Origin of the sequence: Pseudomonas sp. D1-1 (assembly GCF_051132225.1) — a bacterium.
In the GTDB taxonomy this organism is placed as follows: domain Bacteria; phylum Pseudomonadota; class Gammaproteobacteria; order Pseudomonadales; family Pseudomonadaceae; genus Aquipseudomonas.
In genome coordinates, this window is record NZ_CP071676.1 from 165,558 (window position 1) to 192,540 (window position 26,983).

At 60.8% G+C, this 26,983-nt stretch carries 24 protein-coding genes, 1 tRNA gene and 1 pseudogene; 20 read left to right on the top strand and 6 right to left on the bottom strand.

Annotated elements, in window-relative coordinates:
• Nucleotides 1-44: 44 nt before the first annotated feature.
• A complete protein-coding gene (locus tag J3P86_RS00715; protein ID WP_434626676.1) occupies nucleotides 45-1,577 on the bottom strand; it encodes an FAD-dependent oxidoreductase in 1,533 nt (510 codons plus the stop codon).
• A gap of 139 nt (nucleotides 1,578-1,716) precedes the next feature.
• On the opposite strand from J3P86_RS00715, the gene J3P86_RS00720 reads away from it, so the two are divergent.
• From J3P86_RS00720 to J3P86_RS00755, 8 genes and pseudogenes are all read left to right on the top strand, one after another.
• Nucleotides 1,717-2,277, top strand: a complete 561-nt coding sequence (locus J3P86_RS00720; protein ID WP_305497633.1) for a YbhB/YbcL family Raf kinase inhibitor-like protein — start codon at nucleotides 1,717-1,719, stop codon at nucleotides 2,275-2,277.
• 87 nt (nucleotides 2,278-2,364) lie between these two features.
• Nucleotides 2,365-2,538: a hypothetical protein gene (locus J3P86_RS00725; RefSeq protein WP_434570506.1), complete on the top strand. Its 174-nt coding sequence runs from the start codon at nucleotides 2,365-2,367 to the stop codon at nucleotides 2,536-2,538.
• Between the two features lie 38 nt (nucleotides 2,539-2,576).
• Nucleotides 2,577-3,890 carry an MFS transporter gene (locus tag J3P86_RS00730; protein WP_434699231.1) on the top strand — a complete coding sequence of 438 codons (1,314 nt, stop codon included), beginning with the start codon at nucleotides 2,577-2,579 and terminating at the stop codon, nucleotides 3,888-3,890.
• Nucleotides 3,891-3,988: 98 nt separating this feature from the next.
• On the top strand, nucleotides 3,989-4,570 hold the full coding sequence (locus tag J3P86_RS00735; protein WP_434626669.1) for a hypothetical protein: 582 nt from the start codon (nucleotides 3,989-3,991) through the stop codon (nucleotides 4,568-4,570).
• Between the two features lie 118 nt (nucleotides 4,571-4,688).
• Nucleotides 4,689-6,356, top strand: coding sequence for a vWA domain-containing protein (locus J3P86_RS00740; protein ID WP_434699232.1), 1,668 nt, complete (start codon nucleotides 4,689-4,691; stop codon nucleotides 6,354-6,356).
• A 165-nt stretch (nucleotides 6,357-6,521) separates the two neighbouring features.
• A complete protein-coding gene (locus tag J3P86_RS00745; RefSeq protein ID WP_434626664.1) occupies nucleotides 6,522-7,094 on the top strand; it encodes an RNA polymerase sigma factor in 573 nt (190 codons plus the stop codon).
• Nucleotides 7,091-7,705, top strand: a complete 615-nt coding sequence (locus J3P86_RS00750) for a hypothetical protein (RefSeq protein WP_434699233.1) — start codon at nucleotides 7,091-7,093, stop codon at nucleotides 7,703-7,705. The genes J3P86_RS00745 and J3P86_RS00750 overlap by 4 nt, the downstream gene beginning before the upstream one ends.
• A gap of 188 nt (nucleotides 7,706-7,893) precedes the next feature.
• Nucleotides 7,894-9,115, top strand: a pseudogene (locus tag J3P86_RS00755) (IS3 family transposase).
• 42 nt (nucleotides 9,116-9,157) lie between these two features.
• On the opposite strand, the gene J3P86_RS00760 reads toward J3P86_RS00755, so the two are convergent.
• Nucleotides 9,158-9,234: transfer RNA gene (locus J3P86_RS00760), tRNA-Arg, on the bottom strand.
• Nucleotides 9,235-9,585: 351 nt separating this feature from the next.
• Between J3P86_RS00760 and gabD the strand changes: the two genes are divergently transcribed.
• The 3 genes from gabD to J3P86_RS00775 all read left to right on the top strand — a co-directional run bounded on the left by gabD (nucleotide 9,586) and on the right by J3P86_RS00775 (nucleotide 13,861).
• A complete protein-coding gene (gene gabD, locus J3P86_RS00765; protein WP_434570497.1) occupies nucleotides 9,586-11,028 on the top strand; it encodes an NADP-dependent succinate-semialdehyde dehydrogenase in 1,443 nt (480 codons plus the stop codon).
• 175 nt (nucleotides 11,029-11,203) lie between these two features.
• Nucleotides 11,204-12,481 carry a 4-aminobutyrate--2-oxoglutarate transaminase gene (gabT, locus tag J3P86_RS00770; protein ID WP_434570495.1) on the top strand — a complete coding sequence of 426 codons (1,278 nt, stop codon included), beginning with the start codon at nucleotides 11,204-11,206 and terminating at the stop codon, nucleotides 12,479-12,481.
• 165 nt (nucleotides 12,482-12,646) lie between these two features.
• Nucleotides 12,647-13,861, top strand: coding sequence for an HDOD domain-containing protein (locus J3P86_RS00775; RefSeq protein WP_434699234.1), 1,215 nt, complete (start codon nucleotides 12,647-12,649; stop codon nucleotides 13,859-13,861).
• 125 nt (nucleotides 13,862-13,986) lie between these two features.
• Here the strand turns inward: J3P86_RS00775 and J3P86_RS00780 are convergent, their stop codons facing one another.
• Together J3P86_RS00780 and desA are read right to left on the bottom strand one after the other, a co-directional pair.
• Nucleotides 13,987-14,976 carry a GGDEF domain-containing protein gene (locus J3P86_RS00780; protein WP_305501404.1) on the bottom strand — a complete coding sequence of 330 codons (990 nt, stop codon included), beginning with the start codon at nucleotides 14,974-14,976 and terminating at the stop codon, nucleotides 13,987-13,989.
• 299 nt (nucleotides 14,977-15,275) lie between these two features.
• Nucleotides 15,276-16,460, bottom strand: coding sequence for a delta-9 fatty acid desaturase DesA (desA, locus tag J3P86_RS00785; protein WP_305497624.1), 1,185 nt, complete (start codon nucleotides 16,458-16,460; stop codon nucleotides 15,276-15,278).
• Nucleotides 16,461-16,605: 145 nt separating this feature from the next.
• Here desA and dibA point away from each other — a divergent pair, with 145 nt between their 5' ends.
• From dibA to J3P86_RS00815, 6 genes are all read left to right on the top strand, one after another.
• Nucleotides 16,606-18,513, top strand: a complete 1,908-nt coding sequence (gene dibA / locus J3P86_RS00790) for a phosphodiesterase DibA (protein ID WP_434699235.1) — start codon at nucleotides 16,606-16,608, stop codon at nucleotides 18,511-18,513.
• 133 nt (nucleotides 18,514-18,646) lie between these two features.
• Complete coding sequence (gene oscA, locus J3P86_RS00795; RefSeq protein WP_003186967.1) at nucleotides 18,647-18,829, top strand: sulfur starvation response protein OscA; 183 nt, start codon at nucleotides 18,647-18,649, stop codon at nucleotides 18,827-18,829.
• A gap of 126 nt (nucleotides 18,830-18,955) precedes the next feature.
• The gene (locus J3P86_RS00800; RefSeq protein WP_434602450.1) at nucleotides 18,956-19,969 is read left to right on the top strand and encodes a sulfate ABC transporter substrate-binding protein; all 1,014 of its coding nucleotides are present in this window, start codon (nucleotides 18,956-18,958) and stop codon (nucleotides 19,967-19,969) included.
• A gap of 187 nt (nucleotides 19,970-20,156) precedes the next feature.
• Entirely contained in the window at nucleotides 20,157-20,975 is an 819-nt protein-coding gene (gene cysT / locus J3P86_RS00805; RefSeq protein ID WP_013692011.1) for a sulfate ABC transporter permease subunit CysT, read from the top strand.
• A 13-nt stretch (nucleotides 20,976-20,988) separates the two neighbouring features.
• Nucleotides 20,989-21,858 (top strand): sulfate ABC transporter permease subunit CysW, encoded by an 870-nt coding sequence (cysW, locus tag J3P86_RS00810; RefSeq protein ID WP_434602451.1) that lies wholly within the window; start codon nucleotides 20,989-20,991, stop codon nucleotides 21,856-21,858.
• 3 nt (nucleotides 21,859-21,861) lie between these two features.
• Complete coding sequence (locus tag J3P86_RS00815; protein ID WP_434626647.1) at nucleotides 21,862-22,851, top strand: sulfate/molybdate ABC transporter ATP-binding protein; 990 nt, start codon at nucleotides 21,862-21,864, stop codon at nucleotides 22,849-22,851.
• Nucleotides 22,852-22,939: 88 nt separating this feature from the next.
• Here the strand turns inward: J3P86_RS00815 and J3P86_RS00820 are convergent, their stop codons facing one another.
• A complete protein-coding gene (locus J3P86_RS00820; protein WP_434626644.1) occupies nucleotides 22,940-23,464 on the bottom strand; it encodes a DUF962 domain-containing protein in 525 nt (174 codons plus the stop codon).
• 87 nt (nucleotides 23,465-23,551) lie between these two features.
• Between J3P86_RS00820 and J3P86_RS00825 the strand changes: the two genes are divergently transcribed.
• The 3 genes from J3P86_RS00825 (at nucleotide 23,552) to J3P86_RS00835 (ending at nucleotide 25,831) form a co-directional block, all read left to right on the top strand.
• A complete protein-coding gene (locus J3P86_RS00825; protein ID WP_434602453.1) occupies nucleotides 23,552-24,238 on the top strand; it encodes a Crp/Fnr family transcriptional regulator in 687 nt (228 codons plus the stop codon).
• 113 nt (nucleotides 24,239-24,351) lie between these two features.
• A complete protein-coding gene (locus J3P86_RS00830) occupies nucleotides 24,352-24,600 on the top strand; it encodes a helix-turn-helix domain-containing protein (protein ID WP_434626639.1) in 249 nt (82 codons plus the stop codon).
• Nucleotides 24,593-25,831 (top strand): type II toxin-antitoxin system HipA family toxin, encoded by a 1,239-nt coding sequence (locus tag J3P86_RS00835; protein WP_434699236.1) that lies wholly within the window; start codon nucleotides 24,593-24,595, stop codon nucleotides 25,829-25,831. The genes J3P86_RS00830 and J3P86_RS00835 overlap by 8 nt, the downstream gene beginning before the upstream one ends.
• 107 nt (nucleotides 25,832-25,938) lie before the next feature.
• On the opposite strand, the gene J3P86_RS00840 is transcribed toward J3P86_RS00835, so the two are convergent.
• On the bottom strand, nucleotides 25,939-26,943 hold the full coding sequence (locus tag J3P86_RS00840; RefSeq protein WP_434699237.1) for an AraC family transcriptional regulator: 1,005 nt from the start codon (nucleotides 26,941-26,943) through the stop codon (nucleotides 25,939-25,941).
• Nucleotides 26,944-26,983 lie beyond the last annotated feature (40 nt).

The window sequence follows — 26,983 nt, forward strand, 5'->3', positions numbered from 1 at the left end:
GAGCAGGCTCGCTCCCACAGGTTTTATATTGTCTTCAAGACAAGCTACACCGAAAAATCCCGGACCAGCCGCCAGGCCTCATCCACCGGCAGCGGTTGTTTCATGCGCTGGGCCAGCGCCGCCATGGCCCGGCCTTCATCGCAGGCCACGACGGCGGCAACGAGACCGTCCTTGCCGAGCAGAGCGATGAACGGAGGATGCTCAGGCGTGCCCTTGAATTGCACCTCGTCCCATTCCTCGGCATGACCGAGGTAGTCGTAGCGTTTGCCGAAGTGGTACGTCCAGAAGAACGGCACATCCAGGTAGTGTTCCTCACCGCCGAGCATGTTCGTCGCGGCGATGCGTGCCTGTTGCTGGGCCAGGCGCCAATGTTCGATGCGCCGGGGTTGGCCGTTCAGTGGAAAGGTGGCGATATCGCCAACGGCCCAGACGCCATCGGCGACGCGCATGCCGTCGTCAGCGATCAATGATTGATCTTTTTCCCGTGGCAGATCGGCGAACGGCTCGGTCGCCGGGCGCACGCCGACACCGATGATGACCAGGTCCGCCGCGAAACGCTGACCGTTATCCAGCACCACGGCTTCAACCTTCTCCACACCTTCGATCCGCGCCGCTTCGCCCTCGCTGTGATAGACCACACCATTGGCCCGGTGTCGGGCCAGGATCGCCTTGCCGATGCTGTCGCCAAACTGCGCGGCGAACGGGACCGGGTGGCGGGCCAGGACGGTCACGCTCAGTTCACGTTTGCGCAGGGACGAGGCGACTTCCATGGCGATGAAGCTGTCGCCGATAATCACCGCTCGCTGCCCCGGCTGGGCACGGTCGAGGATTTGCCGGCTATCGGCCAAAGAGCGCAGGGTGAACACATTGGGCAAGTCGAGGCCCGGCATGTCTGGCGTCCTGGGCACTCCACCGGTGGCGATGAGCAGTGCGTCATAGTCCAGGCGTTGACCGTCGGCGAGATGAATCTGGCGCGCGCTGGTGTCGAGACCGGCCACTTCGCCGTTGCGCCTTTCGATGCGTTGCCGGGTGAAGTAGGTTTCATCGCGCAAGGCCGGCGTCTTTTCTGCGGCCATGTCGCCGGCCAACACGTATTTGCTCAGTACGGTGCGGTCATAACCGGCCTCGGCTTCGCGGTCGATCATCTGGATCCGGCCACCGAAACCCTTCTCGCGCAGCGCCGCCGCGCAAGCCGTGCCGGCCGCTCCGGCGCCGACGATGACGAAGGTGCGCGGGTCATCGGCGGGAGGGATTTTTTCGGCTGGCAGTGGTTGCTCATCGACCCATACTTCATCGCCCCGCAGCTCGACGTGATAACGCTGCAGGCTGTCGAGGGCCGGCGGCTCGCACAGGGCGCCGTCTTCGGCACGGAACGCGGCCTTGTGCCACGGGCAGATCAGCCTGCCGTGACACACCGCGCCCTCGGCCAGCGGCGCCCCGGCATGCGGGCATTTGCCTTGGAAGGCTCGGACCTGTCCGCCAGCCCGCAGCAGCAGAATGGGTGTTTCGTTGAGGGTCACTTCGAGGCCGCGGTCCTCTCGCACATCAGCGAGGCGGGCGACTTGATGCATGGGCATGGTCGTTCTCCGACAGGCGTTTCCCGTTCGAGTCAGGGGAGTGCAACGAGGTTCAGCATAATTGTCACTGCAACCGGGCCGGCGCTGCGGCTATAGTTCGCAGGCCGTCCATGGCCTGAATCGAATTAAGGTGCCCGGTATGACTCGATTGACCTCCCTTTCCTCCTGGCTCGCGGCCGTCACCCTCGTGCTGTGCGCGCAAGGGGTTGTCCAGGCCGAAGAGCGTTTCACCCTGAGCATTCCCGGTGTATCGGACGACCGCCTCTTCACTGCCGCCGCCGCGAGCGACGCGAATACCTGCGGCGGCAAGAATATTTCTCCGGCGTTGAGCTGGAACGCCGGCCCGCCTGGCACCCTCAGCTATGCCATCGTCATGCTCGATCCCGACGGCCAGCGCGGGCAGGGCGTCGACCACTGGGTCCATTACGGGATCAAGGCCAGCACCCGACAGATCCCGGCGGGCGCGGGTACCAAATCCACCCTGGAAGGCATGAGCGGCATCAATAGCAAGAACACTCACGGCTACATCGGTCCGTGCCCACCCGTTGGCGACAGCGCTCATCACTACCTGATCCAGATATTCGCCCTGGACCTGCCACCCGACGCATTGCCCGCCGGCCTCACACGCGCCCAGTTGATGGAAAAACTCAAAGGCCACGTCCTGCGCAACAGCAGCGTGGTGCGTCGCTACCACCGCTGACTGGCTGGCCCAATCGTCACGTAAGTTGGCATCGAGCGCCAAAAGCGAGCACTATCGGCGCCTGTTCACTCATACCGGAGGATGGCGATGACGCAGCAAACCGACGGCATCGCCCGCCTCAAGAACTGCCCCACCAAGGGCGACGAAATACGCCGGGCCATCGCCCAGAGCCGCAAGGATTTTCTGCCTGCTGACGAGGCCGTAGACGCCGAGCCAGGCCAACCGTCGGCGCAGCCCGTGGACAAGGGTCCCGCTGCCTGATCCGACGCCTTCTTCCAACCATTTTTCCAAACATGCCTATGACTGCCACCCATCATTTGCCAGGCGCGCGGTTCAGCCGCTCCGACTACAAGACCCTGGGCCTCGCCGCCCTCGGCGGCGCGCTGGAAATCTACGACTTCATCATTTTCGTTTTTTTCGCCCTGACCCTCAGCCAACTGTTCTTCCCGCCGGAAATGCCCGAGTGGCTGCGCCTGCTACAGAGCTTCGGGATTTTTGCCACCGGCTATCTGGCGCGTCCCCTGGGCGGGATACTCATGGCGCACTTTGCCGATCGGCTGGGCCGCAAGCGTGTCTTCAGCCTGAGCATCCTGATGATGGCGTTGCCGTGTCTGCTCATCGGTGTACTGCCGACCTATGCGCAAATCGGCTATTTCGCCCCGTTGCTGTTGTTGGCGCTGCGCATCCTGCAAGGCGCGGCGGTGGGCGGGGAGGTGCCGAGTGCCTGGGTGTTCGTGGCCGAACACGCGCCGTTGCGGCATCGCGGCTATGCCTTGGGGTTTCTCCAGGCAGGCTTGACCTTCGGCTACTTGCTCGGCGCCTTGACCGCTACGGCGCTGGCGCGGATCTTCACCCCGACCGAAATCCTCGACTACGCGTGGCGCTTGCCGTTCCTGCTGGGCGGGGTATTCGGCGTGATCGGCGTCTGGCTGCGCCGCTGGCTGAGCGAAACGCCGATCTTCATGGCCCTGCAAGCCAATCGCGAATGCGCGACGGAGCTGCCGCTGCGCACGGTTTTGCGCGACCATCGGCATGCCTTGCTGCCCGCCGCCATTCTTACCTGCGTACTGACTTCCGCCGTGGTGGTCTTTGTGGTCATCACCCCCACAGTGATGCAGAAAAGCTTCGGCCTGACCCCCAGCCACACGTTTGCCCTGAGCAGCCTCGGCATCGTTTTCCTGAACATCGGCTGCGTCCTGGCCGGCCTCGTCGTCGACCGCATCGGCGCCTGGCGCACTGTCATGCTCTACAGCCTGCTGTTGCCGCTGGGCATCGCCGTGCTCTATGCCAGCCTGATCAGCGGCAGCGACTGGCTGGGCCTGGCCTACGCCGTGGCCGGCCTGGGTTGCGGCGTGGTCGGCGCGGTGCCTTCGGTGATGATCAGCCTGTTCCCGCCAAAGATTCGCGTGTCCGGTATCTCCTTCACCTACAACATCGCTTATGCACTCTGGGCCAGCATGACGCCGTTGTTGTTGATTGCGCTGGTGCCGTGGAGCCCGTGGGTTTGCGTGGTGTATTGCGTGGTGATGGGTGCGGTGGGAGTAGGGGGGGCGGCTTATTTTCCGAGGCGGCACGCAAAGATCCTGCGGCCCTCTCTGGCCTGTGAGTCTTGATCCTGCGCCGCGTAAAAGGAAAAACCGCTTGAGAATCCCACCGTCGTCCTTAAAATGGCGCCACCATTTTGGCATCATTTCTTTCAGGGACGAATCTCATGCGCGTTTTTGCCACCCTCCTGGCCATCTTGCTTATGGCGGGCTGCGCCTCCAAGCCGGACTACTACATTTCTCCTGCGCCGGTGGCGATTCCCAAAACCGCCACATACTGGATCGACACGTTCAACGTAGAGGTCGCCGGCAAGAACGAACGTTTCCTGCCCGACGAAAAAGTCCGTGACAAGCTGCACACCGACCTGATCGTGCGCTTGCTCGACGGCAATCGCTACGCCTCCAGCAAGGAAAGCGCTGACTACCTGCTGGATATCAACGCCGTCTACGCCCGCCGTATCCAGGACACCCAAGGTGGTTTGATGAGCAGTATCGTTGCCGACGGTACGTACCTTGCCAGTGTCGACTTCAGCTACCAGGTCCAGGTGAAGAAGGCCGGCGCCGAGGTGCTGCATTTCGCCCAGGCTCGCGAGGGGCTGATGCCGGCCGGCGCGATCGGGCAATTTCACGCCATGAAAGGCATCGCTGGAGCCCTCACGAAACGGGGCAATTCCGATGTCGAGGAGTACTACACCAGCCAGTTGAGTCGTTTCATCGCCGATGACCTGCGGGCCATTCCGTCTCGCTGATGCTATTTGCCGCCGCTGAGAGGACCAGGGCATAAAAAATTTTCTGGTCGTTAACCCGAACCACTGATCTCTTGCGTCTGACCTTGTGAACGGATCATCCACTCACGAGGTTCAGCCCATGTCCCGTCCGCTTTCGTATATGCGTCCTGCCACCCAGGGCTTTGCCGTCACGCTGCTGGTGGCGTTGGCCGGTTGTGGGTTGTCTTCGTCCCGTGAGGCTGCCAAGCCGGCCGAACCGGTGGCGGCGGCGCCCATTGTCGCGCCGCTAGGAGAGATCGCCTACGTGCGCCAGCCTATGGCCAAGCGCATGGCGGCGCCGGCATCAATGCCTGCGCCGATGGGCGATGTAGTCTCCAATGATTACCGCAGCGAGCCGCGCGAACAGTACGAGAAGCTGCCGGAAAATCCTGTCCACAGCGTCGCCGAGACACCGGTCTCGACCTTCAGCGTGGATGTCGATACCGGTAGCTATGCCAACGTGCGACGTTTCCTCAACCAGGGCAGCCTGCCGCCTGAGGGCGCTGTGCGGTTGGAGGAAATGGTCAACTACTTTCCTTACCACTACGCGTTGCCCACCGACGGTTCGCCCTTTGGCGTGACCACCGAAATCGCGCCATCGCCCTGGAACCCTCACACCCGGTTGTTGCGTGTCGGGATCAAGGCCAGCGACCGCGCCGTCTCAGACCTGGCCCCGGCCAACCTGGTGTTTCTGGTGGATGTGTCCGGCTCGATGAACCGTCGCGAAGGCCTGCCGCTGGTCAAGAGCACGCTGAAATTGCTGGTGGACCAATTGCGCGATCAGGACCGGGTGTCCCTGGTGGTCTATGCCGGTGAGTCGCGGGTGGTGCTCAAGCCCACCTCGGGTAGCGACAAGGTGAAGATCCGCAACGCCATCGATCAACTGAACGCCGGTGGATCGACCGCCGGTGCCTCGGGCATCGAACTGGCCTATCAGATGGCTCGGGAGAGCTTTATCGACAAAGGCATCAACCGCATCCTGCTGGCCACCGATGGTGACTTCAACGTCGGCATCAGTGATTTCGACAGCCTCAAGCAGATGGCCGTGGATCAGCGCAAAAGCGGCGTCTCCCTGACCACACTGGGCTTCGGTGTGGATAACTACAACGAACACCTGATGGAGCAACTGGCTGACGCCGGTGACGGTAACTACGCGTACATCGACAACCTGCTCGAAGCGCGCAAGGTCCTGGTGGACCAGCTCAGCTCCACCCTGGCGGTGGTAGCGCGAGACGTGAAGTTGCAGGTGGAGTTCAACCCCGCCCAGGTCAGCGAATATCGACTGCTGGGTTATGAGAACCGCGCGTTGAAGCGTGAGGATTTCAGCAACGACAAGGTCGACGCAGGCGAGATCGGCGCTGGGCATACCGTGACCGCGCTGTATGAAATTGTCCCGAAAGGAGAGCAGGGCTGGTTGGAGCCGCTGCGTTATGGCAGCGCACCCAAGGCGGACGGCAAGTCAGGCGAACTGGCGATGTTGCGCGTACGCTACAAGCTGGCGGAAGGCGGTAGCAGCCGGTTGATCGAACATCCCATTGCCGTTTCACCGCGCAATGACAAAACCAGCGACGACCTGCGCTTCTCCGCCGCCGTGGCAGCCTTCGCCCAACAGCTCAAGGGCGATGGACGCTACACTGGGCAGATGACCTTGAAGGATACCGCGCAGTTGGCGCGCTCGGCGCGCGGTGACGATCCGTTCGGGCTGCGTGCCGAGTTCGTGCAACTGGTGGAGCTGGCCCAGAGCCTCGAACCTGCGGCCAAACGCTGATCCTGACGACAACGAGGATCAAAAATGTGGGAGCGAGCTTGCTCGCGATGGCGTCGGTTCAGTTGCATTTGTATTGGCTGACACACCGCTATCGCGAGCAAGCTCGCTCCCACGGGGTCTGCCAGGGCTGTGTTGCAATGATCGCCAAAGGAGTTCGACACGGACATGCCCGCTGCGCTTGATTCTCCCAGCGACGAATCGCTGCTGGCCCGCTATCGCGAAGGCGACGGGGCTTGTTTCGAAGCCCTGTACGCCCGCCATCGGCAAGGGCTTTATCGTTTTCTCGTGTCCTTGAGCAACAAGGCCGAACTGGCCGAGGAAATTTTCCAGGACACCTGGCTCAGCCTGATTCGCAGCACCACCCAGCCACAAGGCCGGGCGAGTTTTCGTACATGGTTGTTCCAGATTGCCCGTAACCGCTTGATCGACCACTGGCGCAAGCACGGCGTCCACAACCCGCTGCACGACAGTTACGACGAGCAGCTTCATGTCCAGCCCGACGACACCGGCAACCCTGAGCAACAGCTGCGCCTGAGTCGCGACCAGGCTCGTCTGGACGCCGCGTTGCAGGCCTTGCCCGAGGATCAGCGGGAAGTCTTCCTGCTGCGCCTGCACGGTGATCTCGAATTGCCACAGATCGCTGCCCTGACCGGCGTTCCGCTGGAAACGGTCAAGAGCCGCTTGCGTTACGCCCAACAGAAGCTGCATCGCCTGTTGGCCGAGGAGGTACCCGCATGATCGACCCCAAACAGACGCCGGATTCCATCGACGAAACGCTGGTCGAACATTTCCGCCAACACGCCAGCGGCGAGCCGCCGGCCTCCATGGACGCCTTCATCCTGGCGACCGCCCGCCGTGAAGCCCCGACGCCGGCGCCGAGCCCGTGGCAGCGCTGGCTGCAGGCTTGTCAGCGACCACGGTGGCAAATGGCGTTCGCCACGGTTGCCGGTGTGGCGCTGATGATCGGCCTGGTGCTGCGTACGTCGACCGAGGAGCAACTGGCTTCACCCGCCTCGATGGAGTTTTCCGCCGATCGGCAACAGCCCCCGGTTGCCGCTGCCCCACCGCCAGCCATGCCGGCCCCCGCACCGATCACTCGCATGGCGCCCCAGGGCGAACTGGCCCGAGCCCCGGCCAGCCCGGTGCAGGCGTTGGCGGATAAGCCCGCAGCGAAAATGAGCAAAGCCGCGCCCGCCGCAATGCCAACACTTGAGCAGGAGCTGCTGGAAGTGCTGCGATTGCGCGAGGCGGGTGACAGCAAGGCGGCTGATGGGAAGCTGCTGGCGTTGCACAAGCGCTTTCCCAAGGAAGACTTGCCGGCGCGGTTGGAAATATTGCGTAAGCGATGACCGAGCGCCCGTGGCGAGGGAGCTTGCTCCCGCTGGGCTGCGCAGCAGCCTCAAAACTACCCAGTTCAGATCGGGTAAGGACAGCGCCACAAAAAAAGCCCCAATCCGTGAGGACTGGGGCTTTTGATTTTTCATTGTCTCGTCCTGAATAAGGTTTACACCTTCTGACCTATCCTCAGGAGGAACCAATGGAATCAGGAAAAAGGCGCAGTCAGTGTGACTACACACTGGGCTTTAAATTGGCGGTCGTCGATCAAGTTGAAAAGGGCGAACTGAGTTATAAAGAGGCTCAACGGCGTTATGGGATTCAGGGTCGGTCGACTGTGTTGGTGTGGTTACGCAAGCATGGACGGCAGGACTGGAGTCAAGGCGCCTCCATTCGTGCCCAGAGGAACCGACCGATGGCCGAGCCAAATTTGCCGCTGACACCAGAGCAGCGAATCAAGGAGCTGGAAGAAAAGCTGGCCCTTGCCAACCAGAAAGCCCAATTTTTTGAAGCTGTCGTTGACGTGCTGAAAAACGATTACGGTGTTTCTGTCGTAAAAAAGCGATCCGGCAAGTCCTCACCCAAGGGCAAATCGAAGGCCTGAGCATTACCAGGGCTTGCCAGTTCTAGGCATCTCTCGGCAGGCCTACTACAAGCGCAATCGAGCTTACGACGCACAAGCCAGACATACGCAAAGAGTGCTGGGATTTGTGTTGGAGACTCGTCTTGAAATGCCCCGGTTGGGCACTCGTAAGCTGCATGGCCTTATGCAAGCCGAACCTGAACTGACGCGAACGGTAGGTCGAGATCGGTTGTTCGATATCTTGCGAGACCATCGACAACTGGTCCTACGCAAACGCGCTTATCACAAGACTACCGATAGTCATCATCGCTTCCGTCGACATCCGAATCGGCTCAAACCCGGCCCTGACCAAGTCACTGCCACGGGTCCTGAACAGGTATGGGTAGCGGATATAACCTACTTGCCTACCGAACAAAGCGTCGCTTATGTGAGCCTGGTCACTGATGCGTTTTCGCGCAAAATAGTCGGCCATCATGTGCATGAAAGCCTGCATACCGAGTCAGTCATCCAGGCAATGACCAAAGCCCTTCGGCATCGAAGAAGCAATCAGCCGCTGGTACATCACTCTGATCGGGGCTCGCAATACTGCTCTGATCTCTACCAGAGGCTGCATGCCAAGCACGGCATCAAATGCTCGATGACTGATGGCTATGACTGCTACCAGAACGCCCTAGCGGAACGGGTGAATGGGATTCTGAAAACGGAGTTTCTTTTACACCGTCCCAAAGACCTTGCCCAAGCCAAGCGCATGGTCGAGGAGTCGATAGAAATTTATAACCGTAAGCGACCTCATTTGTCTCTGAAATACAAAACGCCCGATGCGGTGCATCGGGCGCTTTGAGATGAAACAGGTGTAAACCTATTTCAGGACTAGACACATGTCTGGTGCACCAGGCGGGATTCGAACCCACGACCCCTGCCTTCGGAGGGCAGTACTCTATCCAGCTGAGCTACTGGTGCAACGCGGGCGCCATGATACTCATAAGCATGGCGGGCGTCCATGCTGCTGATTTGCCGTTTGTTTTCGCCTCGCTCGGCGGCTGTTGGCTACGCTGATCAGAAAAAACAGGCAAATGCAGCTTTTTCGTTCTTTTTTTCGAACAGCCTATTGTCCTCCAACCCCCATCGGCCCTAGGATTCGTTTGAGATTTCAAACGCTCTTGTCTGGGTGCTGAACCGCACGTCTGTGCTTATGTGCGTTATTTCTGTGCTTCAGCCCGGTGGATGATTTCCCTGACGGCAGCCCATGAGGCGCCTTTCTACAACTCTAATTCGCTCCGCGTGCGCGCGGTGCTGTTAAGGAAAGCCGACATGCAGCTTAAAGACACCCAGTTGTTCCGCCAGCAAGCCTTTATCGATGGCGCTTGGGTCGATGCGGACAATGGTCAGACGATCAAGGTCACCAACCCGGCGACGGGCGAAGTATTGGGCACAGTGCCGAAGATGGGCGCTGCCGAAACCCGTCGCGCTATCGAAGCCGCCGACAAGGCGCTGCCGGCCTGGCGTGCGTTGACCGCCAAGGAACGCGCCAACAAGCTGCGTCGCTGGTATGAACTGCTGATCGAAAACCAGGACGACCTTGGTCGCCTGATGACCCTGGAGCAGGGCAAGCCGCTGGCCGAAGCCAAGGGCGAGATCGTCTATGCCGCCTCCTTTATCGAATGGTTCGCCGAAGAAGCCAAGCGCATCTATGGTGATGTGATTCCCGGCCACCAGCCGGACAAGCGCCTGATCGTGATCAAGCAGCCGATTGGCGTGACCGCCGCCATCACGCCGTGGAACTTCCCGGCCGCGATGATCACCCGCAAGGCCGGCCCGGCCCTGGCCGCCGGTTGCACCATGGTCATCAAGCCGGCTTCGCAGACGCCGTTCTCGGCCCTGGCCCTGGTAGAGCTGGCGCACCGTGCCGGCATCCCGCAAGGCGTGTTGAGCGTGGTCACCGGCAGTGCCGGCGACATCGGTGGCGAGCTGACCAGCAACCCGATCGTGCGCAAGCTGTCCTTCACCGGTTCGACCGAGATCGGTCGCCAGTTGATGGCCGAATGCGCCAAGGACATCAAGAAGGTTTCCCTGGAACTGGGCGGCAACGCGCCCTTCATCGTGTTCGACGACGCGGACCTGGATAAGGCCGTCGAAGGGGCGATCATTTCCAAATACCGCAACAACGGCCAGACCTGCGTCTGCGCCAACCGCCTTTACGTCCAGGATTCGGTATACGACGCCTTCGCCGAGAAACTCAAGGCAGCGGTGGCCAAGCTCAAGATCGGCAACGGTCTGGAAGACGGCATCACTACCGGTCCGTTGATCGACGAAAAAGCGGTTGCCAAGGTACAGGAACATATCGCCGATGCGGTCAGCAAAGGCGCAACCGTGCTGTCGGGCGGCAAGCCGATGGAAGGCAATTTCTTCGAGCCGACCATCCTGACCAACGTGCCGAAGAATGCCGCCGTGGCGAAGGAAGAGACCTTCGGCCCATTGGCGCCGCTGTTCCGCTTCAAAGACGAAGCCGAAGTGATCGCGATGTCCAACGACACCGAGTTCGGCCTGGCTTCGTACTTTTATGCCCGCGACCTGGGCCGTGTGTTCCGTGTGGCCGAAGCCCTGGAATACGGCATGGTCGGCGTCAACACCGGTTTGATCTCCAACGAAGTCGCGCCGTTCGGCGGCATCAAGGCTTCGGGCCTGGGCCGTGAGGGCTCCAAGTACGGCATCGAGGACTACCTGGAAATCAAATACCTCTGCCTGGGTATCTGATCTGCTACAAGCGCAAAGGGCACGAGAGCGCTGTCCCTTTGCGCGTTTCACCCCGTTCTGTTTCTTGTGGCCGGAACGCTGCGGCAGTCGATCATCGCATGCTGTCGCAGTTGCCTCCCCGCCATGTATTCCTTGAGCCACGCCGACCGATGAGCGGCGAATGAGGACATTTTTAATGAGCAAGACCAACGCAGACCTGATGGCCCGCCGTACCGCCGCTGTTCCCCGCGGTGTCGGCCAGATTCACCCGATCTTTGCCGAATCGGCGAAGAACGCCACGGTTACCGACGTTGAAGGTCGTGAATTCATCGACTTCGCCGGTGGTATCGCCGTACTGAACACCGGCCACGTGCACCCGAAGATCATCGCCGCCGTCACCGAACAGCTGAACAAGCTGACCCACACTTGCTTCCAGGTCCTGGCCTACGAGCCGTACGTGGAGCTGTGCGAAAAAATCAACGCCAAGGTCCCGGGTGATTTCGCCAAGAAAACCCTGCTGGTGACCACCGGTTCCGAAGCGGTGGAAAACGCCGTGAAGATCGCCCGCGCCGCCACCGGCCGTGCCGGTGTGATCGCCTTCACCGGCGCTTACCACGGTCGTACCATGATGACCCTGGGCCTGACCGGTAAGGTCGTGCCTTACTCGGCCGGCATGGGCCTGATGCCTGGCGGCATTTTCCGCGCGCTGTACCCGAACGAGCTGCATGGCGTGAGCGTCGACGACTCCATCGCCAGCATCGAACGCATCTTCAAGAACGACGCCGAGCCACGCGACATCGCCGCCATCATCATCGAGCCGGTCCAGGGTGAGGGTGGCTTCTATGTGGCGCCGAAAGCCTTCATGCAGCGCCTGCGCGCCCTGTGCGACCAGCACGGCATCCTGCTGATTGCCGACGAAGTGCAGACCGGCGCCGGTCGTACCGGTACGTTCTTCGCCATGGAGCAGATGGGCGTCGCCGCCGACCTGACCACCTTTGCCAAATCCATTGCTGGCGGTTTCCCGCTGGCCGGTGTGTGCGGCAAGGCCGAATACATGGATGCGATCGCGCCGGGCGGCCTCGGCGGCACCTACGCCGGCAGCCCGATTGCCTGCGCCGCTGCGCTGGCGGTGATGGACGTGTTCGAAGAAGAACACCTGCTGGATCGCTGCAAGGCCGTGGGCGAGCGCCTGGTGACTGGCCTCAAGGCTATCCAGAAGAAGTACCCGGTCATTGGTGAAGTCCGTGCCCTGGGCGCCATGATCGCCGTGGAGCTGTTCGAAGATGGCGACACCCACAAGCCGAACGCTGCCGCCGTTGCGCAAGTGGTGGCCAAGGCGCGTGACAAGGGCTTGATCCTGCTGTCCTGCGGGACCTATGGCAACGTCCTGCGCGTGCTGGTGCCGCTGACTTCGCCGGATGAGCAACTGGACAAAGGCCTGGCAATCATCGAAGAGTGTTTCTCCGAGCTTTGATATTTACGAGCTCTGATCTTCACGAGTTCTAAGCTTTGTGCTGATCCACAAAAAACCCGCTTCGGCGGGTTTTTTCATATTCGGCTACAGATCCCCGGTGGTTTCGACCTGTCTGGAATGGCCGTTATTGTCTAAGGTGCATGTATTGCAAGGGAGCGATGCGGCATGACTGCTGTGGATTTACCCGCTGTACCGCGTGTGTTGATCGCCGAGGCCGATCCGGCGTCCAGGGAGCTGCTTGAACAAGTGCTGTCCGGAGTGCGTTGCGATGCGCGGATAGACACTTGTGGCGAGGGACGCCAGGCCTTGGAGCTCCTGGCGCATAGTTCTTACGACATGGTGATCGCCGATTGGGAACTGCCGGGTGTCGACGGCCTGAGCATCTTGCGCAGCTTGCGCCAACACCATCGCACGCCCGTGTTGCCGTTCATCCTGGTGAGCCGGCGCAACGACAGCGCCAGCGTGCGCGAGGTCTTGCCCCTGGCGCCGACGGCCTATCTGACCAAGCCCTTGAACCGGGAAAACCTGACCCAGCGTCTGCAAGGGTTACTTCTCCATAGCGAAGACACATCCAACGCCGCGCCAATTCCAGGACCGGGCCTTACATTGGCAACGTTCCTGGAGCGTCGACGAGACATGGCCGAAGGCGCGCCGTTGATGACCGATGTGCAGGTCGCGATCAAACGCAGCCTCAATCCTGGTGGACTGGATCTGAAACTGCTGGAAGAAGAGCTCCGTACTGACCCGCAGATCACCGCCGTGCTGATTGCCGCAGCCAACAGCGCCGCGCAACATCAAGGCGGCGGTCCGGTGCAGACCGTGGCCCAGGCGCTGCATCAGCTAGGCACCGGGCAAAGCATGAACCTGATCCTGGGCTTGACGCTCAAGCGCTGTGCCCGGTTGAACGTGCCTTGGCTGGCGGACTATGCCGAACGTTATTGGGAGTTGTCGTTGCACACCGCCGAGTACGCCCGGACGATGGCGCGCATGCTTGATCTGGAGCAGGAGCGCTGTTATTGCGCCGGCCTGTTGCATCGCTTGGGCGACCTGGCACTGCTGCGCTGCATGGAAGAGTGGAAGCAGGCCGGCGGCGAGCTGGACGAGCCGGAGGAAATCGGCGATTCGCTCGAACAGTTCGGCGCCGGTTTTGGCTCGGCGCTGCGTACCCGCTGGCGCTTGCCGCTGGAGCTGCGCGAATTGATCGCGGCGGTCTACGGTCTCGGTGGCGGGGTTTATTCCCGCGAGGCGCTGGTGATGAACATGGCGGCGCAGATGGCGCATTTACCCGCGCACGAAGGGCTTGAAGAACTGGCCCGGGGACGCACGGCGCGCTTGCTGAAGATCGGGCTGCCAGAGTTGATGCGGTTGCGCCGCCAGTAAAACCACCACTGGCCCCTGTGGGAGCGAGCCTGCTCGCGAAAGCAGTGTGTCAGTAACGGATAAGTTGACTGACATACCGTATTCGCGAGCAGGCTCGCTCCTACAGTTGATTGATGGTGAGACACTCAAGCCGCGATGATGCGGTTCTTGCCCTGGCGCTTGGCCTCGTACATCGCCGCGTCAGCACGGGCGAACAGGTTGTCGAGGGTCTGGTCTTCGGCGCTGATCCCGGTCAGGCCCTGACTGACGGTGATGCCGAAGTCATGCTCCCCGCAGCGAAACGCCAGGCGCTGGATTTCCCGCTGCAAGCGCTCGGCGACCTGCAATGCCATGTCCGGGGCACAGCCGGGGAAAACAGCGGCAAACTCTTCACCACCGATCCGACCGAAGAGGTCACCGCGCCTGAGCACGCTCCGCCCGCTCTCGGCGATCTTTTGCAATACCGTATCGCCTTCCTGGTGGCCGTAAGTGTCGTTGATCAGTTTGAAGTCATCGATGTCCAGCAACAGGAATGCCATCGGCGTGCCTTGCAGCCTTGCCTGCTCGAATTCCCGATGGGCGCACTCGAAGAAATGACGGCGGTTGCTGCTCTGGGTTAGCACGTCGGTGGTCGCCAGTCGCTGCAGTTCGCTTTCGAGCAGCTTCTTCTCGGTGATGTCTTCGGCGATGCCGACCACAATCACCGGTTGGCCCGGATCGGCCTGACGGTTGATGAAGCATTTGTCGCTGAGCCAGCGGATCTGGCCGTCGGCGGCGATGATGCGGTATTCCCGATCCTCGACGGCACCTTTGACCAACACTTCGGCGAGGCTGCGCTCGGCGTAATCCAGATCGTCCGGATAGATTGCGTCACGCCATTCGTTGTAGTCAGCAAGCACGAGGCCGGCCGGGCGGCCGAAAATCCGCTCGTAGGCGGGGCTGACATACAGCACTTGCCGGGTTTCCCAATTGAATGCCCACAGCACCGCGTTGACGCTGACCAGCAGCGAACTGAACAACTGCTCCCGCTCGCTCAGACGCGCCACTTCCCCTTGGGCGTGCATCAGCGCCATGAGTGTCTGGGCCGCTTCTGGCCAATGTGGCTGGGATGAATCCTGTAGGTTCTTGTCGACCATCGGCACAAATCTCAAGGAACGTGCATTGCTATGGATTTGCACGCGCTCACTCCAAAGCCCGCCAGGATGGCGAAGTGCTCTTGAGATAGGGGATTGTGGGCGAAGTTCCTTTTCAGGCGACGAAGGGCGGGAGCTTTCGTTCGAACATGTGGGATGAACTTGTGGCGAGGGAGCTTGCTCCCGCTCGGCTGCGAAGCAGCCGCGAACCGGCGGGAGCGGTGGGCCTGATGGTCCGGTTTCGGCGGGTTCTGGGGCCGCTTTGCGGCCCAGCGGGAGCAAGCTCCCTCGCCACAAGGGGGTCAGGCGGTGGCCGGCCGCAAGGAATAAGTCTTGAGCTGGTCGGCAAAATCGCGCAGTGACTGGATGCCGCTGGCCTCGGCTTCGTGGACCCATTCCTTGATGGCCGCGAGCATGTCGTGGCCGTTGCTGCTGGTCTTGACCCAGATCTGCTGCAAGGCCAGGCGCTTCTCGTAGATCACCTTCAGCGCCTGGCTGTGTTCCAGCATGTTCTGGATGCGCACATGATGGCGCTCGTCCAGCAGGCTGGTTTCACGCGACAAAAGGCGTTTGGCCCGATGAAACTGATGGCGGACCGAGTGATCGACTTTTTCCAGCTCCTGCTTGACCAGGGGCGCGATGACCAGCCTGCGATACTGGGCCATGATCTGGAAACGGTTGTTGAGGATCGCCATGGCGGTGTCCATGTCCAGGTGGCCCTTGCCTTCGACCCGGTGGGCGATCGGCGCGACCCGCTGGACCTTGGCCAGGCGCAGGAAACTGAAGACCTTGATCCAGGCCCAGCCCAGGTCGAATTCCCATTTGCGCACCGACAGCTTGGCCGAATTGGGATAGGTGTGGTGGTTGTTGTGCAGTTCTTCGCCACCAATGAGGATGCCCCAGGGCACCAGATTGGTGGCCGCGTCACGGCATTCGAAATTGCGGTAGCCCACGGCATGCCCCAGGCCATTGACGACGCCAGCGGCCCAGACCGGGATCCACATCATCTGGATGGCCCAGATAGTGATGCCTATTGTGCCGAACAGCAGCAGGTCGATGACGCCCATAATCGCCACGCCCAGTAGGGGGAAGCGGCTGTACAGGTTGCGTTCGATCCAGTCCTCGGGGCAGTTCTTGCCATAGATGCGCAAGGTTTCCGGATTTTCCGCTTCGGCGCGGTACAGCTCGGCGCCCTTGCGCAGCACCGTAGACAGGCCTTTGATCACCGGGCTGTGGGGATCGTCCTCGGTTTCGCATTTGGCGTGGTGCTTGCGGTGGATGGCGGTCCACTCGCGGGTATTCTGCGCCGTGGTCAGCCACAGCCAGAAGCGGAAGAAATGTTTGAGACCGGCGTTGAGTTCCAGGGAACGGTGAGCCGAATACCGGTGCAGGTAGACCGTGACGCTGATGATCGTCACGTGAGTCATCAGCAGGGTGACTGCCACCAGCGACCAGGCCGACAAGCCAAGAAAACCTTCGTACCACATAGGCTGTAGGGCCCTCGATAAAGATGAAAACTGCCGTTGCATTATCCCTGGCCCCGGCGATAAAACCAGTCGGCCTTTCAGATAAGAGTGGCAGAATGTTTCTTCCTCTATAATCCCCTCACATTACAGGGACATGGATGACCGCATGACCGTCTATCACCGCGCTGCCATGCGTGGGGCACTGCTTTATCTGGTGCTGTCAGTCGCCTGGCTGCAGCTGGTTGGTTATTTATTGAGCAGTTTCTTCGATCATTCGGCCGATCGGCTGCGTTGGCAACTGATCAACGGTTATGCCTGGGTACTCGTCAGTGCCGGATTGATTTTCATTGCACGGATGCGGATAGCACGCTTTTTCGAGAAAGCCGAAGGTAATGTCGACCGTGAACGGTTACGCCAGGCCGCCGCGGTGTTCGACTGCACCCGCGAAGGCGTCCTGGTCACGGACCGCCATGGTTTGATCGTGCATGTGAACCGGGCATTCATGGCAATCACCGGCTATGCCCGCGACGAAGTGTTGGGCCGGCAACCGAATCTGTTCAAGTCCGGCCGGCATGGCCCGACTTTTTATCGAGAGATGTTTGCGGCGCTGTCCAGCCGCGGCGAATGGAGTGGCGAAATCTGGAACCGCCGCAAGAGCGGTGAAATCTACCCGCAATGGCAGACTATCCGGGCCGTCGTCGATGACTCCGGCGAAGTCAGCCAATACGTCGCGGTGTTTTCCGACATCAGTGCGATCAAGGACTCGGAGCATGAGCTGGCGCATCTGGCCCATCATGATCCGCTGACTGGCCTGCCCAATCGCCTGCTGTTTTCCGATCGCGCCGAGCAGGCGGTGGCTTCGGCGCAACTGCACAAGCGTGGGTGCGCGTTGCTGCTGCTGGACCTGGATCATTTCAAGAACATCAACGACAGCCTCGGGCACAACGTCGGTGACGAGCTGCTCAAAGGCGTTGCCGAACGCTTCCTCGGGCTGTTTGCGCCCGGTATCACTCTGGCGCGGCTAGGCGGTGACGAATTCGCGGTGCTGGTGGAAAACTGCTCGCAGCCGGGTCAGGCCGCCGCTTTGGCCCGGCGTATCCTCGATGCCTTGAAAGCACCGTTGCAGCTCGGCGAGCAATCGCTGTTTATCAACGCCAGCATCGGCATCAGCCTGTTTCCCGGTGACGCCCTCAGCGCCGGGCAACTGCTGCGCAACGCCGACTCGGCACTGTTCAAGGCCAAGAACAGCGGACGTGACGGCTACGCGTTATATACCGAGGAACTCACTGCTCATGCCCAGCAAAGGGTCGAGATCGCCTTCGAACTGCGTCGCGCGCTCCAGCAGCAGGAGCTACGCGTGCATTACCAACCGGTGCACGACCTGGCCACCAGCCGGTTGATCGGCGTCGAGGCGCTGGTGCGCTGGGAACATCCCGTGCGTGGTCTGGTTTCGCCGGCGGAGTTCATTCCCATCGCCGAGCGCACGGGGTTGATCGCTCAGATCGATGCCTGGGTCATGGACCAGGCTTGTCGGCAAATGTGTCTTTGGCAGCAGGCCGGTGTGGTTTTGTCATTCGTTGCGGTCAACGTCTCCAGCCGTTTGTTTGCTCGCCGCGAATTGTACGAGCAGGTCGCCCGCGTACTTCACGACACGGGCCTCGATCCGGCCTTCCTGGAGCTGGAGGTGACCGAAAGTGCGGTCATGGATGATCCGGAGGTGGCGCTGGAACAAATGCACCGTCTGCGGGAGTTGGGCGTGCGGTTGGCCATTGATGATTTCGGCACAGGTTATTCGTCGCTGCTGCGGCTCAAGCGTCTACCGGTGCAGAAACTCAAGATCGACCAGGGTTTTGTCGCCGGGCTGCCCTGGGATGAAGACGACGCGGCGATCGTCCGGGTAATCATCGCCCTGGCCCGCAGCATGGGCATGCAGGTGCACGCAGAAGGTATCGAGCAGCGAGAGCAAGCGGCATTTCTGCTTGAACAGGCGTGTGAGCTAGGGCAGGGCTACTGGTTTGGTCGACCGGTTGTGGCGCAACAGTTGGATTGGAATCGTGCACCGGTGATTGGCTGAAAGCGGAATTGCGATTTGGTTATATAAAAATTCTTAAATAGTCTTTTTAAGAATATCTGCACTTATCTAATATTGCTCCCACGCCGCAAGCAGTGCCGCCCACTGCCAGGCATTCATTCAAAGGAGCAGCAGCATGAGCGCATCCCTACGTAGCGTTGACGGCCAGGACGAAGCAACCATCTTGCGCGAGATCCAGAGTGCATTGCGTGACCTGCGCTTTGGCGCGGTGGAGATTACCGTGCACAACGCCCAGGTGGTCCAGATCGAGCGCAAGGAAAAATTCCGCTTGCAGCAACCGAGTCATAAACCGAGCTGAAGGAACACAGCCTGCGCCAGCCCCTGCCGGGGGGCTTGATGCAGGAGCTGCCGCAGGCTGCGATTCCGGTTACCGGACAAACGATTTCCAGAAGCCATAAAAACCAGAATTCCAGGAGCTTTCACCATGTCGTCGATTCGCCGTTATGCCTTGGCCGCCCTGGCCAGTGCTGTTTTTGCAGGTTCCGCGGTTGCCAAGGACTACGAGTTGCTCAACGTGTCCTACGACCCGACCCGCGAGCTGTATCAGGATTACAACGCCGAATTCGCCAGCTTCTGGAAAAAAGCCCATCCGGACGACACCGTGAAAATCCAGCAGTCCCATGGTGGTTCGGGCAAGCAAGGCCGAGCAGTAATTGACGGCCTGCGTGCCGACGTCGTGACCCTGGCCCTGGCCGGCGACATCGACGAAATCGCCAAATTGGGCAAGTCACTGCCGGCGGACTGGCAAAAACGCCTGCCGGATGCCAGCACGCCTTACACCTCGACCATTGTGTTCCTGGTGCGCAAGGGCAATCCGAAGGGCATCAAGGACTGGGGCGACCTGATCAAGGATGACGTCTCGGTCATCACGCCAAACCCGAAGACCTCCGGCGGTGCCCGCTGGAATTTCCTCGCCGCCTGGGCCTACGGCCTGAAAGCCAACGGTGGCGACGAAGCCAAGGCCAAGGAATACGTGCAGGCGCTGTTCAAGCACGTGCCGATCCTCGACACCGGTGCCCGTGGCTCGACCATCACGTTCGTCAACAACGGTCAGGGAGACGTGTTGCTGGCCTGGGAAAACGAAGCGTTCCTGGCGCTGAAAGAGGACGGTGGCGCGGACAAGTTCGACATCGTTGTGCCGTCGCTGTCGATCCTCGCCGAACCGCCGGTTGCGGTGGTGGACAAGAACGCCGAGAAAAAGGGTAATGCCGAGATCGCCGAAGCGTACCTCAAGCACCTGTACAGCCCGGCCGGCCAGGAAATTGCGGCGAAAAACTTCTATCGTCCGCGTGACAAGGACGTGGCCGCCAAATACGCCCGGCAGTTCCCGAAACTTGAGCTGGTGACTATCGACAAGGACTTCGGCGGCTGGAAAACGGCACAGCCTAAATTCTTCAATGATGGCGGTGTGTTCGACCAGATCTATCAGGCGCAGTAAGCTGCAATAGAGCGCAATTCATGTGGGAGCGAGCCTGCTCGCGAAGGCGGTTGCACAGTCAATATTCATGTTGCCTGAGACACCGCTTTCGCGAGCAGGCTCGCTCCCACAGGCTGCGCCCGCTCACAGGCTGGCTTTGCTAACGGGTCCCGATTTACCGTCGGGCCAGTTTTAACCAAGGACCTTTATGTCGCGTCGCATATCCCCCGTCATACCCGGCTTCGGGCTGACGCTGGGCTACACCCTGGTGTACCTCAGTCTGATTGTGCTCATACCCCTGGCGGCGATGTTCGTACATGCCGCCCAACTCACCTGGGAACAGTTCTGGGCGATCATTTCGGCGCCGCGGGTGCTGGCAGCCTTGAAGCTCAGTTTCGGCACCGCGCTGTACGCTGCGATCATCAATGGCGTGATTGGCACGCTGCTGGCCTGGGTGCTGGTGCGCTACACCTTCCCGGGGCGCAAGATCATCGACGCGATGATCGATTTGCCGTTCGCCTTGCCCACCGCCGTGGCCGGTATCGCCCTGACCGCGTTGTACGCGCCGACCGGCCTGGTCGGCCAGTTCGCCACCGACCTGGGTTTCAAGATTGCCTACACCCCGCTGGGCATCACCCTCGCGCTGACCTTCGTGACGCTGCCGTTCGTGGTGCGCACGGTGCAGCCGGTGCTCGCCGACATTCCCCGTGAAGTCGAAGAAGCCGCCGCGTGCCTCGGTGCCAAGCCATGGCAGGTGTTCCGCCACATCCTCGTGCCGGCGTTGTTGCCGGCCTGGTTGACCGGCTTCGCACTGGCGTTTGCCCGGGGCGTGGGCGAGTACGGTTCGGTGATTTTCATCGCCGGCAACATGCCGATGAAAACCGAGATCCTGCCGCTGCTGATCATGGTCAAGCTCGACCAATACGACTACACCGGCGCCACCTCCATCGGCGTGCTGATGCTGGTGGTTTCCTTCGTCCTGCTGCTGCTGATCAACTTGTTGCAGCGGCGCATCGAAACCCCATAAGGAGGCGCGAACCATGTCCCAATCGTCTATTTCCGCCGCCTCCACCAACGCTGCCCGCCGCGGCAGCGCGGTTTCGCGGCGCATCCTGATCGGCCTCGGCTGGCTGGTTTTTGCACTGTTTCTGCTGTTGCCGCTGTTCATCGTGGTGTCCCAGGGCCTGAAGTCGGGCCTGGGTACTTTCTTCGCGGCGATCTTCGAGCCCGATGCGTTGTCGGCGCTCAAGCTCACGGTGATTGCGGTACTGATTTCGGTACCGTTGAACCTGGTGTTCGGCGTCAGCGCCGCATGGTGCGTGAGCAAGTATTCGTTCCGTGGCAAAAGCATGCTGGTGACGCTGATCGACCTGCCGTTCTCGGTGTCGCCGGTAATCGCTGGCCTGGTCTACGTGTTGATGTTTGGTGCCCAGGGCCTGTTCGGGCCATGGCTGTCGGATCACGACATCCAGATCGTGTTCGCGCTGCCGGGCATCGTCCTGGCGACGATCTTCGTCACCGTGCCGTTCGTGGCCCGTGAACTGATCCCGCTGATGCAGGAGCAGGGCACCCAGGAAGAAGAAGCCGCGCGCCTGCTGGGCGCCAACGGCTGGCAGATGTTCTGGCATGTGACTGTGCCGAACATCAAGTGGGGTCTGATCTATGGCGTGGTGCTGTGTACCGCCCGGGCCATGGGCGAGTTCGGCGCGGTGTCGGTGGTTTCCGGGCACATTCGCGGGGTGACCAACACCCTGCCGCTGCACGTCGAGATCCTCTACAACGAATACAACCATGTGGCCGCGTTCGCCGTGGCGAGCCTGTTGCTGATCCTGGCGCTCTTCATCCTGCTGCTCAAGCAGTGGAGCGAAAACCGAATCAACCGCCTGCGCGCCAGCGCCGCGGAGGAATAAGTCATGTCGATCGAAGTCCGTAACGTCAGCAAGAATTTCAACACCTTCAAGGCCCTCGACGATATCAGCCTGGACATCCAGAGCGGCGAGCTGGTGGCGCTGCTCGGCCCGTCGGGCTGTGGCAAGACGACCCTGCTGCGGATCATTGCCGGCCTCGAGACGCCGGACCAGGGCAACATCGTGTTCCATGGTGAAGACGTATCCGGCCACGACGTGCGTGATCGCAACGTCGGTTTTGTGTTCCAGCACTACGCCCTGTTCCGCCACATGACGGTGTTCGACAACGTCGCTTTCGGCTTGCGCATGAAGCCCAAGAACCAGCGCCCGAACGAAAGCCAGATCGCGACCAAGGTCCATGAGCTGCTGAACATGGTGCAGCTGGACTGGCTCGCCGACCGTTATCCGGAGCAGTTGTCCGGCGGCCAGCGCCAGCGTATCGCCCTGGCCCGCGCCTTGGCGGTAGAACCCAAGGTGTTGCTGCTGGACGAACCGTTCGGCGCCCTCGACGCCAAGGTCCGCAAGGAATTGCGCCGCTGGCTGGCGCGGCTGCACGAGGACATCAACCTGACCTCGGTATTCGTGACCCACGACCAGGAAGAGGCCATGGAAGTCGCCGACCGGATCGTGGTGATGAACAAGGGCGTTATCGAGCAGATCGGCTCACCGGGCGATGTGTACGAGAACCCGGCCAGCGATTTTGTCTATCACTTCCTGGGCGACTCGAACCGTCTGCATCTCGGGGAGGACCGGCATGTGCTGTTCCGTCCGCATGAAGTGTCGCTGTCGCGCTCGGAACTGGAGGACCACCACGCCGCTGAAGTGCGCGACATTCGTCCGCTCGGCGCGACCACGCGGGTGACGTTGAAGGTCGAGGGCCAAAGCGAACTGATCGAGGCCGAAGTAGTGAAGGACCACGATAGCCTGGTTGGGTTGGCGAAGGGCGAGACGCTGTTCTTCAAGCCGAAGGTCTGGCAGAAAGTTTCAAACCTTTAAAAGCTTCGCGAGCAGGGCTCGCTCCCACAAGGGGTTTGTGTACGACGCCAATCCAATGTGGGAGCGAGCCCTGCTTGCGAAGGCGGCCTCAGGCTGCGGCCCGCTTCTGATTGACCTTTACCGGCCCGGCCTGCGCCTCGATCTGTTGTTTGAGGTCATCGCGCATGCCCAGCAGGAATCCCGCCTCGACCACGACGAACAACGGCCCGACAATCAACCCGGTCAGATCATCGACGAACGCCGGTTTGCGCCCTTCGTAATAGTGGCCGACGAACTGGATCACCCAGCCCACCACAAACATGCCCAGGCCACCGGCCAGCCATATCGCCGTGCTTTGCGTGGCGAGCACCTGGCCCAGCCAGACGGCAAGCCCCAGCAGCACGGTCATCAGCACACCCAGGCGCAATTCCAGGCGCAGGTAGAACCAGGCACTGGCCACTGCCACCAGCAGCGCGGGCGAAATCAAAATCGCGCCAACCGGCCATCCCGGCCGTGACAAGAGCACGGCGACGGCAACGAAAATCAGCGGAATACCGATAAAATGGCTGGCGATGTTGCGTGGGTCGCGGTGATAGGTCGCGTATTGACTGAGATGATCGACGAGGCTTTTCATTGTTGTTCCTCCTGAGGTGATGCCCGCATGATGCCCAGGTTCCACCAGGCGCTCTGTCAGCTAGCCGACACTTGTCCCGGAGTTTCCATGAATACTCATCCCTGGCATGCGCACTTGATGACCGGCCACTGGTACAGCCATCTGCCCGCCGAGTTACAGAATAGTCTGCTGGAGATGTCGCGGCTGCGTCGCCTGTCGCCCGGTCAGCGGTTGTTCAAGCGCGGCGATCCGCCGTGTGGCGTGTACGCTGTGCTCGAAGGGGCGGTGCGGATCGGCGCCGTCAGTGAGCAGGGCAAGGAAGCGCTGTTGAGCGTCGTGGAGCCGCCCTATTGGTTCGGCGAAATCAGCCTGTTTGATGGCCAGCCACGTACCCATGACGCGCAGGGGGTCGGGCAATGCACGTTGTTGCATGTACCTCAGGCCGGGCTGTTGGCTTTTCTCGAAGAACAACCTGGTTATTGGCGGCAGCTGGCCTTGTTGATGAGCCACAAGTTGCGCCTGACCTTCGTCAACCTCGAACACCTGAGCCTGATGCCTGCTCCGGCCCGCGTGGTCCATCGCTTGCTGATGATTGCCGAAGGCTACGGTGAAATCGAACCGGCACGCCGGGTTTTGCAACTGCCCCAGGACCAGCTGGCGTTGATGCTTTCCCTGTCGCGCCAGACCACCAACCAGATTCTCAAGGATCTGCAGGGGCAGGGGATTCTTCAGCTTGGTTATGGCGAGATCGAAATCCTTGATATCGAGGGGCTGCGGCGCCTGGCTTCTACCTGATGTCGACCGCTCGTACAGATCGTGATTGCGCTACACTCGGATAAGATGAATTAAATATAGTGCATTTCGTGTTTTTAATGGTTTTTGCACTGTATACGATGCGGAGTTGGCGTATGGAAACCCTCGGTGCGTTGATCAGGCGATTGCGCAAGGAACACCGTCTTTCCCAGCAGGCATTGGCTGCGCAGTACGGCATGAGCCGCGCGACGATTTCCGGGATCGAAAACAATACTATTGCTGAAGTCGGCATTCGTAAGGTCGAAGCCATTCTCAACGGTTTTGGCTATGAGCTGACAGCGACCGCCCGTCCAGCGAAGCGCCCGACCCTCGACACGCTGAAAAAGGATTCTTTCCATGACTGATGAGCAAGGTCTGGACAGATTGCAAGTCACCGTCAGCGAAGCGGCTATCGGCGTCCTTGGGCGAGGCCAACAGCGCAGCGATTCAGTGTTCACTTATGCACCTGACGCGGATGAGGAGCATTCGGTTTCGCTGACCATGCCAGCGCGTCTTGAAAGCTATAGCTGGGAGCCCGGCGTACCACCAATCTTTGAAATGAACCTGCCGGAAGGCGCCTTGCGTGACGAGCTGGTGCGCCGTTTCAGTAAAGCGGTGCGGGGCTTTGACGACTTTGCCATGCTTGCCATCGTGGGACCTCATCAGCTGGGCCGGGTGGGTATTGGTCGTTTGCATACCGAGGCCGGGCCGCCCGAAACCAGTTTGGCGGACTTGTTGGTGCATGACGGGGCCGAGGGGCTGTTCGAGGATTTGCTGGACACCTATGGGCGATATTCGGGTGTTTCTGGAGTACAACCCAAAGTATTGGTACGCGACAGCGCATCCGCTGTTGATCGCTTGACTCACCGGGGTGCTACACATCTGGTCAAGGCGTTTCGCTCGGACGAGTTCCCCGAGTTGGTCGCCAATGAATTCTTTTGCATGCGGGCCGCGTTGCATGCGGGGCTTGAAGTGCCGGAATTCGAGTTGAGCGAGCGCGGAAAATTTTTGATCGTCAAGCGTTTTGATCTGCCACGCACTGGCGAATATCTGGGCTTTGAGGATTTTTGTGTGCTCAATGGCTCGCCATCGAAAGCCAAGTATGACGGTTCGTATGAAGGCGCGGCCCGGCAGATCAAGGCGTTTGTTTCGCCTCATATGCTCAATCAGGCGCTGGAGTCCTTGTTTAAAATCGTGGCTCTCTCGGCCGGATTGAAGAATGGTGATGCGCACCTGAAAAATTTCGGGGTGCTTTATAACCACTGTGGCGCGGATGCATCTATCCGGCTCGCGCCCGCCTACGACCTCGTCAGCACAGCGGTTTATATTCGTAACGACAACATGGCGCTCTTGTTAGGCGGTTCCAAAGCCTGGCCGAAATATAAAATGCTGATGGGGTTTGGCCGCTCGGCCTGCAATCTGACGGAGAGGCGCTGCAAGGATTTGTTGGAGCAGGTTATTCATGGGATGGACCTTGCGTTGGCCGAGATGCGTCGCTACATGGACGCTAATCAAACGTTCAGAGCAACTGGCGAAGCAATGGTCGAGGCGTGGAAGGCGGGGCTTGCACGCAGCCTCAAAGCTGACAACGACTGACCTAGGCCATCGCAAACAGGCTCGCTCCCACAGGTTCTGTGGGCGCCGCAGATCAAATGTGGGAGCGAGCTTGCTCGCGATGAGGCCGGCCCAGGTACGGTAGATCCCTAACGCAAGCCATCCCGAAACTGCCCCGGCGTCATCCCGGTCCAGCGCTTGAACGCGCGGCTGAAGCTGCTGGTATCAGCAAAGCCCAGCAGATAACTGACCTCGCTCAATGAGCATTGCGGATCGCGCAGGTGTAGCAGCGCCAGGTTTTCCCGGCATTCATTGAGCAGCGCGTCGAAGCGGCAGCCTTCGTCGGCCAGATGCCGCTGCAGACTGCGCAGACTCAGGTGCATGGTCTGGGCGATGCGTTCGGCGCTGGGTTCGCCTTCGGGCAGTTGTGCTTCGATGGCGGCGCGGACCTTGCGCTCCCAGGTCAACGGCTGGAGCTGGGCGAGGGTGCGCTTGAGCACGGTTTCGTTGTGTTCGGCCAGCTCCGGGTTGGCGTCGTCCAGGTGACTGTCGAAATCGGCGAGGCTGAACTCCAGGCAATCATGTCCGGCATCGAAGTGCACCGGTGAACGGAACACTTTGTGCCAAGGGGCGGGGTCTGCCGGCTCCGGTCGCCGCAGATAAACCGCCAGCGGGGCGTAATCGCGGCCGAGGCGGTTACGGCAGGTGCGCACGTAAATCGCGGCGAACGCGTCGATGGCTTCCAGGGCCGGCGCCGGACGTCCCGCCGGTATGTCGAGATTGAAGCGGTAGCGATCCTCGCCACGGCTCAGTTGCAACGTCAGCGCATCGCTGACCACCGGGTGATAGCGCACGATCCGCTCGAACACTTCCCGCAGGCTGCCGCTGGCTACCAGGGCATAACCCAGCGCATGAAAGGTGGTGGGGCTGACAAAGCGCGACACCCGCAGGCCGATCGCCGGATCACCGCTGGCCTGCACCGCGAGCGCCCACAGGCGCGTGGTGGCCGAGAGCGGATAACGGGCGTTCGGGTCGTCCATCCATTGTGGGTCCAGGCCCGCCTCCAGGCACAAGGCATGGCTGTCCAGGCCCAGTGCATCGAGCTGTTTGCGCAGGGCGCGGGTCCAGCTGGCGAGGGAGGTGGGTTCCGTCATGGCAATTGGCGCTTGCGGTCAACAGGTTGGCGTCTGCGGC